This window comes from Acetobacterium malicum subsp. dehalogenans DSM 11527 (assembly GCF_000472665.1).
Taxonomy (GTDB): domain Bacteria; phylum Bacillota; class Clostridia; order Eubacteriales; family Eubacteriaceae; genus Acetobacterium; species Acetobacterium malicum.
Map to the genome: position 1 here is coordinate 1 of NZ_AXAC01000033.1, position 12133 is coordinate 12133.

The 12133-nt window shown below is 44.4% G+C and carries 13 protein-coding genes and 2 tRNA genes; 3 read left to right on the forward strand and 12 right to left on the reverse strand.

Features of this window, described 5'->3' with window-relative positions:
- The 10 genes from A3KS_RS0112960 to A3KS_RS0113005 form a co-directional block, all read right to left on the reverse strand.
- Positions 1–805 (reverse strand): elongation factor Tu (locus tag A3KS_RS0112960; RefSeq protein ID WP_026395053.1); only part of this gene is annotated, 805 nt, incomplete at its 3' end.
- A gap of 70 nt (positions 806–875) precedes the next feature.
- A tRNA-Thr gene (locus tag A3KS_RS0112965) sits at positions 876–951 on the reverse strand.
- A gap of 10 nt (positions 952–961) precedes the next feature.
- A tRNA-Tyr gene (locus A3KS_RS0112970) sits at positions 962–1046 on the reverse strand.
- Positions 1047–1107: 61 nt separating this feature from the next.
- A complete protein-coding gene (locus A3KS_RS0112975) occupies positions 1108–1716 on the reverse strand; it encodes a sigma-70 family RNA polymerase sigma factor (RefSeq protein ID WP_026395281.1) in 609 nt (202 codons plus the stop codon).
- Positions 1717–1728: 12 nt separating this feature from the next.
- Complete coding sequence (locus A3KS_RS0112980) at positions 1729–2241, reverse strand: NYN domain-containing protein (RefSeq protein ID WP_035356282.1); 513 nt, start codon at positions 2239–2241, stop codon at positions 1729–1731.
- Positions 2238–3224 (reverse strand): 23S rRNA (guanosine(2251)-2'-O)-methyltransferase RlmB, encoded by a 987-nt coding sequence (gene rlmB, locus A3KS_RS0112985; protein WP_026395283.1) that lies wholly within the window; start codon positions 3222–3224, stop codon positions 2238–2240. Before rlmB ends, A3KS_RS0112980 begins: the two co-directional genes overlap by 4 nt.
- A 71-nt stretch (positions 3225–3295) precedes the next feature.
- Complete coding sequence (locus tag A3KS_RS0112990) at positions 3296–4489, reverse strand: THUMP domain-containing class I SAM-dependent RNA methyltransferase (RefSeq protein ID WP_026395284.1); 1194 nt, start codon at positions 4487–4489, stop codon at positions 3296–3298.
- A 160-nt stretch (positions 4490–4649) separates the two neighbouring features.
- On the reverse strand, positions 4650–5894 hold the full coding sequence (gene hisS / locus A3KS_RS0112995) for a histidine--tRNA ligase (protein WP_026395285.1): 1245 nt from the start codon (positions 5892–5894) through the stop codon (positions 4650–4652).
- A gap of 11 nt (positions 5895–5905) precedes the next feature.
- Entirely contained in the window at positions 5906–7132 is a 1227-nt protein-coding gene (gene tyrS, locus A3KS_RS0113000) for a tyrosine--tRNA ligase (protein ID WP_026395286.1), read from the reverse strand.
- A 67-nt stretch (positions 7133–7199) separates the two neighbouring features.
- Positions 7200–8414: an AI-2E family transporter gene (locus tag A3KS_RS0113005; RefSeq protein WP_242834766.1), complete on the reverse strand. Its 1215-nt coding sequence runs from the start codon at positions 8412–8414 to the stop codon at positions 7200–7202.
- A 193-nt stretch (positions 8415–8607) separates the two neighbouring features.
- On the opposite strand from A3KS_RS0113005, the gene lspA reads away from it, so the two are divergent.
- Positions 8608–9087, forward strand: coding sequence for a signal peptidase II (gene lspA / locus A3KS_RS0113010; protein ID WP_026395288.1), 480 nt, complete (start codon positions 8608–8610; stop codon positions 9085–9087).
- A gap of 88 nt (positions 9088–9175) precedes the next feature.
- On the opposite strand, the gene A3KS_RS0113015 is transcribed toward lspA, so the two are convergent.
- Together A3KS_RS0113015 and ispE are read right to left on the reverse strand one after the other, a co-directional pair.
- Positions 9176–9859 (reverse strand): GntR family transcriptional regulator, encoded by a 684-nt coding sequence (locus tag A3KS_RS0113015; RefSeq protein WP_026395289.1) that lies wholly within the window; start codon positions 9857–9859, stop codon positions 9176–9178.
- Positions 9849–10769 carry a 4-(cytidine 5'-diphospho)-2-C-methyl-D-erythritol kinase gene (gene ispE, locus A3KS_RS0113020; protein WP_242834767.1) on the reverse strand — a complete coding sequence of 307 codons (921 nt, stop codon included), beginning with the start codon at positions 10767–10769 and terminating at the stop codon, positions 9849–9851. The genes A3KS_RS0113015 and ispE overlap by 11 nt, the downstream gene beginning before the upstream one ends.
- A gap of 123 nt (positions 10770–10892) precedes the next feature.
- On the opposite strand from ispE, the gene A3KS_RS0113025 reads away from it, so the two are divergent.
- Positions 10893–11591, forward strand: coding sequence for a uracil-DNA glycosylase (locus A3KS_RS0113025; protein ID WP_026395291.1), 699 nt, complete (start codon positions 10893–10895; stop codon positions 11589–11591).
- A complete protein-coding gene (locus tag A3KS_RS21270; RefSeq protein WP_035356284.1) occupies positions 11591–12127 on the forward strand; it encodes a phosphatase PAP2 family protein in 537 nt (178 codons plus the stop codon). Before A3KS_RS0113025 ends, A3KS_RS21270 begins: the two co-directional genes overlap by 1 nt.
- Positions 12128–12133: the final 6 nt, after the last annotated feature.

The window sequence follows — 12133 nt, forward strand, 5'->3', positions numbered from 1 at the left end:
CCAGTAATTTACGGAACATTTCGATTCCGGTTACAACTGTTTTTCGAACGTCATGAATCCCGACGATTTCAACTTCTTCGCCGACTTTAACAATCCCACGTTCGATACGTCCGGTTGCTACGGTACCACGACCAGTGATTGAGAAGACATCTTCGACTGGCATCAGGAATGGTTTGTCNGTATCACGAACTGGATCGGGAACCCAGGTATCAACTGCGGTCATCAGTTCAACAATTTTGTCTCCCCATGGGCCGTCTGGATCTTCTAAGGCTCTTAACGCAGATCCTGGGATGATTGGTGTATCATCGCCTGGGAAATCATATTCGTCAAGCAGTTCACGAACTTCCATTTCAACTAATTCCAGTAATTCTTCGTCGTCGACCATATCAACTTTGTTTAAGAAAACAACGATGTATGGTACGCCTACCTGACGGCTTAACAGGATATGTTCACGTGTCTGTGGCATGGGGCCATCAGCCGCACTAACAACCAGGATAGCACCGTCCATTTGAGCAGCACCGGTGATCATGTTCTTAACATAATCGGCATGGCCTGGGCAGTCAACGTGTGCATAGTGACGCGCTGCAGTTTCATATTCAACGTGAGCGGTTGAAATGGTGATTCCACGTTCTCTTTCTTCTGGGGCTTTATCGATATTTTCGAATGCTACGGCTTCCCCTGTTCCAAATCGCTTGTTTAATACAGATGTGATCGCCGCTGTTAATGTGGTTTTACCATGATCGACATGACCAATTGTTCCAACATTTACATGGGGCTTATTTCTTTCAAATTTTGACTTTGCCATTTGTATTCTCCTTAAAAATCTAAATATTATCGTTTTACTACTATGTCAATTTTAATTTATGATATAAAAATGGAGCCCTCATCCGGATTTGAACCGGAGACCCCCACCTTACCATGGTGGTGCTCTACCTACTGAGCTATGAGGGCTTATAATAAATGGTGGGAGAAGATGGTTTCGAACCATCGTAGACGTCGTCAACGGATTTACAGTCCGCCCCCTTTAGCCACTCGGGCATTCTCCCACTTGCTTATTAATTCAGCTTCTCTATAATAGTTTGTTTTAGCTTTTTTGTCAACTGTTTTTTATATTTTTTTACCAATTTTTTTTCGAATTCGTTGTAAAGCATTATCCACCGATTTATTTCCACAGTCCAAAGCTCGGGAAATCTCGTAGTAGGATGCCCCCTGAATATAGTAGGCAAGCACTTTTTTCTCAAAACTGGACAATTCCCGTTTAACATCAATCATCAATTGTTCCAATTCTTCGGCTTTGATTAATTCTACCCCGGGTTCTACACTTTTTTTTGCGGCCAGCCGGTCGATAATAATATTTTGGGGTTCTTCTTCTGAGACCGCCGCATAGATGGACACCGAATTATTCAAAAGCATATGTTTCTGGCGGTTGGCTGAACTGATAGCCGTTTGTATTTGACGTTCAATACAGAGATTGGCAAAGGTCGAAAACTGCGCTTCCCGATCCGGGCGAAAGTCCCAAATAGCTTTGAGCAAACCAATCATCCCTTCCTGGATCAAATCTTCGTTGTCCCCACCGACCAGATAATAGGACCGGGCCCGGATCAGAACATTCTTTCGATATTTTTCCAGCAAGAATTCTTCAGCTTCCTTGTCCCCCTGCTGGGCACGATGCACTATTTCTGATTCTGATATTTTATCATTGTTCATCTTTACCATTTTGTCCTCGCATTATTCTTTAACGCGCATTTTGTTAAATTGATCCAGGGTCTCAGCATCTAAAAAATCACTGAGCTTGACCCCTTGTTTTTGGACACTTTTTTTCTTGTCATCCCGAAAGTTTTTTAACGTTGCTTCCATATCCTGGATCAGCTCCCGGACCGGAACCCGTTCGGCGCCACTGGCCATCACCATCTGCTGCAAGGTAAAATCCGATGTCACCACCCGGACGCTGTAAGCTTTAGGCAGGCTGTAAACCAGTTTTTCAATATAGCTGTCCGCAGTTTTGTTCTTTTCGGTAAAAACCACCTTGATCCGACCCACCAGCTCTTCCCGTTTTTCCAGGGATTGCTGCTGATAGGCATCGAAAACAAGGATGGTTTCCCATCCTTTGAATCCGCTGTAGCCATTTAAATCATTGATCAGCTGTACCCGGGCCTCTTCCAGCTGAATCTCTGAAAGACGTTTTAAATCATCTGAACCATGGATGACATTATAGCCGTCCACAATTAATATGGTTTTCATTGAAATCGCTGTTTGGCAGCCTCTGCAAAAATGATCGCTGCTGCTGCCGAAGCATTAAAGGATTCGATCTCGCCATGGACGGGAATGGATACTGAAAAATCGCATTGTTTTTTAACTTTTTCGCTGATTCCAGTGCCTTCATTACCGATGACAATAGCCAGCGAGCCTTTATAGTCAGCTTTATAGTAAGGATTGCCCTTCATGTCAGTCGACATGATCCAGAACCCTTTTTTCTTAAGTTCATCAATCGTCTGGCTGAGATTGGTCACCTTGACAATCGGGGTGTGTGATACCGCCCCGGATGAAGCTTTTACCGAAACAGCCGTCAAAGAAGCGGATCGTCGGTTGGGAATAATCACACCGTCCGCCCCGCAAATATTGGCACTCCTTATTATTGCGCCCAGATTGTGAGGATCAGTTAAATGATCCAAAATAACAATAAAGGGGTCTCGTCCCTTGGCTTTAGCATGATTGAGAATATCCTGCAGGTTACTGTATGGGAATGGCGCCATCAGTGCCACAATCCCCTGATGAACCTGACCGTCGGCCAGGTACTCCAGTCTGGCTTTTTCAACTGAATGGATAATGATATTCTGTTTTTTGGCCATATCGGTAATCTTTTTGAGGACATGATCGGTGTTGTCTTTTAAGATCAACAATTTATCAATTTCCTGACCAGAACGGAGGGCTTCCATAACCGGGTTTTTTCCCACGACTATAAAAGTTTCTTCAGTTACGCCATCATCTTCGCGATTAAAGCCCTCATGCTTGCGCGGCGGTTTCCGATCGTCAAAGCGACGGGGTCCACGATCTTCTTTGGGACCTCTGCTGTCAAATTTGCGCGGCTTTTTATCGTCCTTGGCGCCACGTTCTTCAAACTTACGGGGCTTTTTATCGCCTTTTGAAGTGTTGTCATTTTTCTTGCTTCGGGGCTTATCACTGGTCTTGCTGCTATTCGATCGACTATTTGATACTTTTTTCATCTTTTCACCTATTCTTTTATTTTAATTCGATTTACTTCATGATAAATCGCTTCTTGCATTGTTTTGCGGTATTATTCGGTTATTTCGGTTGTATTGATAAGGACTTCTGCCGCTTCATCCATTTTCCGTTTTCGCGGTGGTAACGGCCCATAATACTGGTAGTAATGGGTCTTGATATCGCCATTATAAAGTTTTCTATTTTTGGTTGAGGCTTCGCCAAAGAATTTCTCAAACTTTTCATACCCGGTAATAATAAAGTAGGACCAGTCCTCCAGGCTTCTAAAAACCTTGCCCATATCCCGATACAAACGCTGGATTTCTTTTTCTTCACCAATCCGTTCGCCATAGGGTGGGTTGGTGATAATGACCCCATATTTTTTCTTGGTGGAAATGGACTGGACCGGCAATTTCTGAAAAGCAACCAGATCAGCGACCCCTGCCAGTTCAGCATTGGTTCGCGCCTGTTTCAGGGCGTCCGCATCACAGTCGGAGCCCAGCAGCAAAAATTCCTTATCGTTAATGGCCTCCCGAGCTTCCTGTCGGGCTTGTTCCCATAACTCAGCGGGAATGGCGTCCCAGGTTTCAGAAACAAAATCACGCTTCAGACCAGGGGCAATATTTTTACCGATCAGCGCCGCTTCAATGACAATCGTTCCGGAACCACACAGAGGATCCAGAAAAACCCGATCCGGCCGCCAGCGGGATAGATAAACCAGGGCTGCTGAGATGGTTTCTTTCAGCGGCGCCTCATTTCCATATTGACGGTACCCGCGCTTATTAAGACCGGAGCCACTGGTATCGATAGACAGAGTGACCTCATCCTTTAGAATTTGAATATGAATCGGATACTTGCCGCCATTCTCATCAAACCATTCGACATGGTATTTCGATTTTAAGCGTTCCACCACTGCTTTTTTGACAATCCGCTGACCGTCAGATTTACTGAACAGAGTCGATTTGACGCTGGTGATTTTAGCCGCCGGAAATTCTCCGTCAACGGGGATCCAGTTTTCCCAGGGCAGCGCCTTTGTTTTCTCAAACAATTCATCAAAGGTTTCGGCTTTAAAGCGACCAATCTCCAACAGTACCCGATCGGCACAGCGGAGCCACAGGTTTGACCGGGGAATCGCTTCTAATGGACCGGCATAACGGATTTTTCCATTCTCAACTTCCGTTACTTCGTATCCCAATTTTTTTATTTCGTCCTTTACCACACTTTCGATTCCAAAAGCGACTGTGGCAATTAAATTTACTATTTTCGGCATTCATTTTTCCTTTATCGTTATTTTTGATCCATTTCAAACTATCAATATTACATTATAGCATAAGATTTCAATTTATTCTTAAAAATATCGATATCTTAACAAAAAAGCGAAAACAAAACACCGGTATGACCATCGCATACCGGTGTGTGGGTAATAAAAATTAATTTTCCTGAAATTTCTTTATTTCTTCATCCCGGCCAAAGACCAGAAAACCTTGATATTGTCCATTATCCCAGACAGCGATCTGTTTGCCGAATTTTTTCTTCATCGCGACCAGATTCACCAGGTAGCCTTTGCTCCGCCAGAGATCGCCGGCACCGATGACATCCACCATGTTACTGGTTTGGGGGTCATAGAACAGAATCACTGCCGGGTCAACCTGCCGGGCATCTTGCTGTTCTTCCATGAGAATGGTAATAATCCGTTCGAAGCCAATCGAAAAACCAACCGCTGGCACGGAAACCTTGTTGTATTTCCCGATCATGTTGTCATAACGGCCGCCGCCGGCAATGGAATAACCATAGGGGCCATAACTGACTTCAAAGATCAGACCGGTATAATAACCCATGCCCCGGATCAGCGAAAAGTCAAACACGACTTCAAATTGTTCTTTGGCCAGGGTTTTGACGGCGTTAATCACCTCGGTTAATTCGCCGATGGCAGCGGTATCTTCCACCCACTGCTCCAAATTGTCCAGATTAATGCCGGTAACACAAGCCATCAGCTTATCTACTTGTTCCTGCTCGTGTCCCTTTTCCAACAATTCGCCGGTTACCCCAGCGACTCCGATTTTATCCATTTTATCGAGTGCAATACAGACTGTTCCGACCTGATCCGCAGCAAATCCCGCTTTTATAATGACTTCACTCAAGAGCTGGCGATGATTCACTTTTATCGTGAACCCGGCAAATCCCATCGTCAGCAACGCTTTAGCGGTGGTATCCATCAGCTCAATCTCAGCCGAAACGGTGGGATCGCCGATAATATCGATATCACATTGTTTAAAGGCCCGGAATCGTCCTTTCTGAGGCCGTTCCGCTCGAAAGACGTTACCAATCTGAATGGCCTTAAACGGGGTTTCCAGCCCTTCCTGATTATTTGAATAGAAACGGCTCAGCGGCAAGGTCAGATCAAAGCGCAAACCCATATCGCAAAGATCCGACACCCCGGCGTCCTGATTTAGTACCAACTTTTCGCCACGCTTCAAAATGGTAAAGAGCATCTTTAAATTCTCGCCCCCATCACTGCCCAGCAGTAATTCCAGATTTTCCATTACCGGAGTTTCGATCCGGCTGAACCCATGAGCACGGTAAACTGCCAATATCTGTTGTTCCAACCGATCCCGAATTTTCATTTCCTCGGGCAAAATATCCCGGGTCCCTCTAACAGGTTTTGAACTGATCATCTGGTCACCTTCTATACTAGATTAATTTGCTTGAATGCTTTTTTGCCCTTTTTCAGAACAATTTTTCCATCTTTAAAATCTGCCGGAGTTACCAGCAGCTTAAAATCGGTTACTTTTTCGCCGTTTAGCAGCACCCCGCCCTGTCCAATTAAGCGCCGTCCCTCGCTGCGGGTGGGAATCAGCTTGGCCACTTCCAATAAAGCCACGATTTCCATTCCTTCACCCAGTTCCGTTTTTAGCAACTCGACACTGGGTATCTCAGCATCCCCCTGATCTCCGGCAAAAAGTTTGCGGGCAGCATTTTGTGCTTCCTGGGCGGCTTCCGTGCCGTGAATAATCTCGGTGACCGTAAATGCCAGGATTTCCTTGGCCTGGTTAATTTCAGAATCTTTAAGAGCACCCAGTCGACGCACCTCGTCCATCGGAATAAAGGTCAGCAGAGCCAGACATTTTTCCACATCAGCATCGGCAATGTTTCGCCAGTACTGGTAAAATTCATAGGGTGATGTTTTGTCAGGATCCAGCCACAACGCTCCTTTAGCTGTTTTTCCCATTTTAATGCCTTCACTGGTGGTCAGCAGCGAGAAGGTCATCCCGAAGACCTGCTCGGCATCTTTCCGCCGGACCAGTTCAACCCCGGCAATGATGTTGGACCACTGATCATTACCACCAAACTGCATTTTACAGCGCTGTTCTTTATGTAAAACATAAAAATCATAGGCCTGAAGCAACATATAATTAAATTCCAGAAAGGTCAGTCCTTTTTCCAGCCGTGATTTATAACAATCAGCCGTCAGCATCCGATTAACGGAAAAATGGGCTCCGATTTCCCGTAAAAAGTCAATGTAATTAAGAGGTAGCAGCCACTGGGCATTATTAAGCATCACCGCCTTGTCATCTTCAAAGGTCAGAAATTTTTCAAAGACCTTTTTAAATTTTTCACCATTTTCGGCAATCCGTTCCGGCGTCATTACCTGACGCATATCAGTCCGGCCCGATGGATCGCCAATCATCGTGGTTCCGCCACCGATCAGGGCAATCGGACGATGACCATGCCGTTGCATATGAGCCATCACCATGATCTGGATGAAATGGCCAATATGAAGGCTGTCCGCCGTTGGATCAAAACCAATATAGAAAGAGACGGATTCTTCCGCCAATAGTTTTTTTATTTCTTCTTCGTGGGTACATTGTTCAATAAAGCCCCGCTCCTGCAATACATCAAATACACTTTCCATTAATCTATGTCCTTTCCTTGTTCAAAGGGGTCTTCCCCCGCAATCATGCTAATTTTACTGTTGCCGATTATTCCAGTGGCTGCTCTAGCTGTTCTTTTTTGTGTTCCCAACGGGTTAACGCTTCTTCAAAAAAGACTTTAATCACAGCAAACATCGGAATCGCTACAAACATGCCCAAAACGCCAAAGAGACTGCCACCGACAATAACCGAGAACAACACCCAGAAGGGATTGAGCTCAACAATTTTCCCCAGCACATTGGGAGCTAGAACGTTGCCGTCAAACTGCTGCACCACCAGAATCCAGATACCCACCCAAAGGGCCTTGGCCGGCTCATCAATAAAGGTAATGATCACCGCCGGAACTGCTCCAATAATCGGGCCAAAATAGGGAATCACGTTGGTTATGGCCACAATCACCCCAAATAAGGGGGCATATTCCACGCCGATCACCAGCAGTCCCAGATAAAACAGAAATCCAATCAACATCGAGGTTAATATTTTTCCAGTGAAATACTTGTAAAATATTTCATCAATAGTCAGGATCGCCCAGTGTGATCCGTTGTACAAGGTCTTATTCAGCACCGCTTTGGCAAACCGATCGACCTGATCACTGATTTTTTCTTTATCCAGCATCAAATAGAGTCCCACGAAAAAGACAATAAAGAAACTGATAACAAAACCAATGGTTCCTTTTAAAAAGACAAAAGCAAAATTTCCGAGGTTTTTAATGGAATCCGGATTTGTCCCAAAATATGACGTGATCTGATTGAGAACATCCATTGCCGTCATATTTTGCAGACTGTCAATGGCTACTTTCAGTTCGGTTAAAATATCCTTTGCGGCACCGCCTTTGGCCAGACTTTCACCCAAATAATTGTCAATGATTGTTAGGTATTGGGGGGTCTGGGCAATCAGACCAGTAAGACTTTCAATAACTGACGGAATGGTGGCGTAAAAAAACAAAACAATTAAAATAATCGTGATCACATAAACAATCAGGATTGATATCAGGCGGACCATCCGCCCCTGGTTCTGACTTTTGGGAATTGTCTTGAATACAAACTTTTCAATCCCCCGCATTGGTCTGAACAGAAAATAGGCCAGCACCACGCCCACCAGAATGGGCATCAGTACTTCTAATGTGCCGGTAATTACCCCACCAATAGTGGCGGTAACCACCCCAAAGTTATCCAATAATTTATAGATCAAAAGTAGGATGAGGGCACCAACTAAAAAGTAGCTGTATTTTTTGACAAGTTCCATATCTAATTTAAATTTCAAAAGCTCCTCCGGTACCATTTTTAACTCGAATTATATCTTAACATTTAACTTGAAAAATTTAAAGCAGTTTCAAATAGATTCTTAAATTATGATTAAACTAAAATAAAACAACGATGAATTAAAGTTTTCCTTGTCTTTTAGAGCAAACTGTCATAATATTTTTATAGACAATTCTTTATATTTAGGAGAAATCATGATCTATATCGCTATTATCCTTTTTGCTATCTTCCTTGATCAGTATTCCAAATACCTGATCATTGCACATATAAAACCCATTGATACACTACCCCTGATCCCCAATGTTTTTCATTTAACCTATGTCGAAAACACTGGCGCCGCATTTAGCCTGCTGACAAATAAACAGATCTTTTTAATCCTGATGACCCTTGTTTTTATTGGTGTATTGATTTATTTCTTAATCAAAATACCCGATACAAAAGAGAATCGGATTATCAAAGTCTCACTTGCCTTTATCATCGGTGGCGCAGCTGGCAATCTATTGGATCGACTCCGTCTGAATTTTGTGGTGGATTTTCTTGACTTCCGGGTAATTAAATTTGCCATCTTTAATTTTGCCGATATTTTTGTGGTGTGTGGCAGCATTATTCTCGTCATCGCCTTGTTTAATAATAAGAATTTTTTGGAAAACAATAATTTCGGCCCCCTGGAATAAACCCATAAGATAAGAGTTTTCAAATAAAACGCTTCCACGGATACAACTTCAATTGTTTTATCCCATGGAAGCGTTTTTTATGATCGCTTCACTCTGTTTTTTCCAGCAAACTGAGCATACTGTCGCCGGTGGTATAAATGTGATCACAGGCAGCAAGATTGGCTTTTCGGCACTCGCCCTTTTCAATTTGTCTGATTATTTCCATGTGCTGATTCACCAGCGGGTTTTTATCTTCAATGCGATGGACATATTCGGCCCGAAACCGCTGCATCTGTTCCCGCAGGCTATTAATCATCGTCTGCAACTTGACATTTTTTGAAGCTGTATAAATCGTCTCATGAATGCGCATATCATGTTTGATGATACCCTCTTCGTCATTATGCAGAGCCGACTCGCCAAATCGCTCGTTGGCTTCATAAAGCCTGCTGATTTCGTCTTTCGTGGCATTCATAGCCGCCAGCTCCGCAGCCAGACCTTCCAGCGCCCGCCTTATTTCCATCATTTCTTTGAGATCATTAACCGACATCGGGGTCACATAGACACCCTTTCTGGGCACCATTTTTACCAACCCTTCCAGCTCAAGCTTCCGGATCGATTCTCTCACCGGGGTTCTGCTGACCCCCATTTGTTCAGCCAACTGAACCTCCATTAAACGTTGTCCAGGCTGAAGTTCTCCGGTTATAATGGCACAGCGAATGGTTTCAAAAACGATTTCCCGCAATGGCTTACAAGAACTTATATCAAGGCTTAAGCCTTTTTTATCATCCCACATAGTTTTCTCCTTCACTTTCTTCGGTTTTACTTAAAAAACACATCGGATATTTTTTTCTGAATTGTTGCCAGGACCTTACCGCCAATTCCTGATCCCGATAATAACCAACTACCGTCGATCCACTACCGGTCATAATGGCCGCCAGAGCGCCCTGTTTCAACATTTCTTTTTTAATCGCCACTATTTCAGGATAATCGGTAAAGGCAATCGCTTCAAAGACATTGCCCAGGTTCGTTTTCAGCCCATCGTAATCGTCATCTTCAAGCAACCCAATAATCGCCGTAATGTCTGGATGGTTTTCAATGATTGAGTCGTCCAGTTTTTTGAAGGCCCTGGGGGTGGCAATATCAATGTCCGGCTTCACCACCAGAACCGCCATCGGTTGCAGCGCTTTGATGGGGGTTATTTTCTCGCCAATCCCTTCCACCAGAGCCGTGCCGCCAACCAGACAATAGGGTACATCCGCCCCAATAGTAACACCAATTGCCAAAAGCTCCGACTGCGAGAGACCCAGTTGCCAAAGGGCATTCAGAGCCTTTAAGGTTGCCGCGGCATCGCTACTGCCGCCGGCTAGGCCGGCCTGTGCCGGAATCCGCTTTTCCAGATGAATTTTAACCCCCTGTTCAACATTGAACTGGGATTGCAGTTTGCGTGCCGTTTTGATCACCAGATTGCGCTCGTCCAGGGGGATGGCATCCTCATTGGACGTCAGCCAAATTCCCTCGTCACAGGCTTCAAAGGTCAGCACATCATTGAGATCGATCGAATGATTAATCATTTTCATTTCATGATAGCCATCTTCCCGAATACCGATGACATCTAACGATAAATTTACTTTTGCTTTAGCTTTTAGAATAATCCTGTTCATATTCCCCCGCATTGCACTCATAATATTGTATACTTTATCCATTATAGCATAATCGCTCTTTCATTGGAATAAAAAATCATGGTTACAACCTTGCTTTATAGTGTATAATCAAAGCATTACTTTCGTAAGGATTCACCTCATAATCAATTTACAGGAGCTTAAACGATGCCAATTCATTTTGAAAATGATTGGGAACAACCCATTCAACAAGAATTAAAAACAGAATATTATCTGAAACTGCGACATTTTTTGATCAAAGAGTATCAAAGCCGGGCGGTTTATCCGCCCATGCATGATATCTTCAATGCCTTTCACCTGACGCCATTATCACAGACCAAAGTCTGTATTATCGGCCAGGACCCCTATCATGGTCCCGGCCAGGCCCACGGCCTGGCTTTTTCGGTCAAACCCGGGATCGCAATCCCGCCCTCACTTCTTAATATCTATAAAGAACTGGAAGCTGATTTGGGCTGCCCGATTCCCAACCATGGCTGTTTAACGGCCTGGGCTGAACAAGGAGTGTTGCTGCTTAATGCTGTTCTGACCGTCCGAGGCGGTGAAGCCGGCTCCCATCGCAATGCCGGTTGGGAGATTTTCACCAGTCGGATCATTGAACGATTAAACACCCGGGCCGAACCAGTTATTTTTATTCTTTGGGGCCGGGATGCGCAAAATAAAAAAGCATTGATTACCAACTCGCGACACCCCATCATCGAATCCCCACACCCCAGTCCACTGTCGGCCCATCGGGGATTTTTCGGTAGCCGCCCATTTTCCAGCGTAAACGAATTGCTGAAGGCCCAGGGAAGTGAGCCCATTGACTGGTGCATCAAGGATTTTGATGTGTCCAACGGAGCAAAATAATGGATCTCATCATCCTGGTGTGGATCCATCAGCATCTTGTCCATGAACAACTCAATGGTTTTTTTATTTTCATCACCAATTTATGGGGCAATGGCGCTTTAGCTGTTGTTCTTACCCTGATCCTGATTATAAAAAAAGAAACCCGTTTAACAGGTCTCATCATTGCAGTTTCGCTCATATTGGATATTCTGGTTGTTAATCTCACTCTCAAGCCACTGGTGGCGAGGCCCCGGCCTTACACCGTCTACCCAATTGAAATGCTGTTACCCGATCAGAAAGATTTTTCATTTCCATCTGGTCACAGCGCTTCAGTTTTTGCCTTTGTCTGGGCCTATTTCATTACCCGGAAAGACCGACTTCGCTGGATCTTGCTGGGTTTTGCACTGCTCATTTGTTTTTCCCGGCTTTACCTTTTTGTTCATTACCCCACCGATGTTCTGGCCGGGATCGTTATCGGTATCCTCTGTGCTATTTCTTCCAAGTGGCTGATTTCTAAATTTACGAACGAACCCTGGATGATTAAACTGCTGGAATAATTTATG